Annotated in this window: 1 protein-coding gene; it reads right to left on the bottom strand. The window is 31.6% G+C overall.

Features of this window, described 5'->3' with window-relative positions; genetic code table 11:
- Nucleotides 1-1,458, bottom strand: a 1,458-nt coding sequence (locus tag HHH54_RS10835; protein WP_198618809.1) for an IS1182 family transposase, incomplete at its 3' end; no start/stop codon positions are given.
- Nucleotides 1,459-1,619 lie beyond the last annotated feature (161 nt).

Raw genomic sequence — 1,619 nt, 5'->3', positions numbered from 1 at the left:
GTTTCCGAAAAATGTTTCTACGTCATTTTTTCTTTGACTGTAGATTTTTGAAGTTTCCGGATCTGAAAGCAATTTTTTAGTGTTATTTTTGAAGTACTCCCACTTTAAGTTCTTCCTAATTTTTTTCTGTGTATTTGGTCTCGCCTTAGGGTTCATACATTCTTGTCTTAATGGACAATCTACACAATCATAACTGAGATATTCTTTAAAATCTCTTACGAAACCGTATTTATCAGTTCTATATCGATATCCATTGAAAAAAAGAATTTTATTATTAGGACAAATATATTGATCATTTATTTCGTCGTATTTCCAGTTGGCAGAGTTAAAAATATTTTCCTTATATTTCTTTTTCTGTTCTTTAAGTACCATGTTGTATGGAATTAATGGTGTTCTTTCGAACTCATCCATAATCATTTCATAGTTACTTTCACTACCATATCCAGCGTCAGCTACAATATACTCAGGAATGTCACCATTCATTTCTTCAATGATTTTAAGAAAATCTCCAAGTGTTCTAGTATCGCCCGGGTTTTGAAATATGCCGTAGGCTAAAACAAATTGGTTATATGTCGCAGCTTGAATATTATATGCTGCTTTGAGTTGACCGTTCTGCATGTGATCATCTTTTAGTCTCATGAACGTAGCGTCATGGTCAGTTTTTGAATAACTTCTTCGATCACCTAAGATATCAAATTGTTCATTATACTTCTCTTTTTTATCATGACATTCTGAAATAGTTTTCTTGTAATATTTCAAAGACTTCCTTTTAGAACGTAATAATTTTCTAGTTTCAACATTATCTTGTTTATCAATGTCATAGTTTAAATCTTCGATTTTAGTTTCTAACTTCTGTTCTATATCTTTCAACTCATCTAAAGTTAATTCATCTTGTGATTCTCTTTCTAATTCTGGAATGATTTCATCTTGCATTAATTGATTATAAACTTCAACTGATTTTTTGGTGTTTGATTCGCTATATCTTTCTGTATTGGCACGCCAAACGAAAGTATATTTATTAGCGTTTGCTTCAATTTTTGTACCATCTATATAAATAGCATCTTCTTCAATTAAATTTTGAGAAACGAGAAAAGAGCGAAAGACTACAAAACATTCTTTAATTAATTTATTAGTGAGTGGATTAGAACGAAAGCGATTGATAGTACGATAAGAGGGTTGTTGTTCTTGAGCAAGCCACATGAATCTCAAGCTGTCTTTCAACGCAAATTCAATTTTTCGTCCAGAAAAAATAGAATTAGTATAAGCATATAAAATAATTTTAAGCATCATTCGAGGATTGTGAGAAGGTGCACCACGATGATGTTTAAAATCGTCGAAGACGACATCAGGTATTTGTTCAACTAAGTCATTTACGAGATGAACAGTATCACCTTCTGGAAAAGTAATTTCAGTAGTTAGTGGCAGAGATAATTGAGACATGTTATAATTTTTATACATAAAGCTCCTCCTATAATTTGGGTTTGTCGTTATTCTCTTATTATAAGTGAGGGCTTTATTTTTTTGAAACAATATGTGTAAATTATATAAAGAACCCCGCTAAAATCCAATTTGGAATCTTAGCGGGGTTCTTTTGGAGCTGTATTTATGTCCCAGCCCCT

Origin of the sequence: Staphylococcus canis, assembly GCF_016238445.1 — a bacterium.
Lineage (GTDB): Bacteria > Bacillota > Bacilli > Staphylococcales > Staphylococcaceae > Staphylococcus > Staphylococcus canis.
This window is presented reverse-complemented; position numbering and strand designations above follow the sequence as displayed.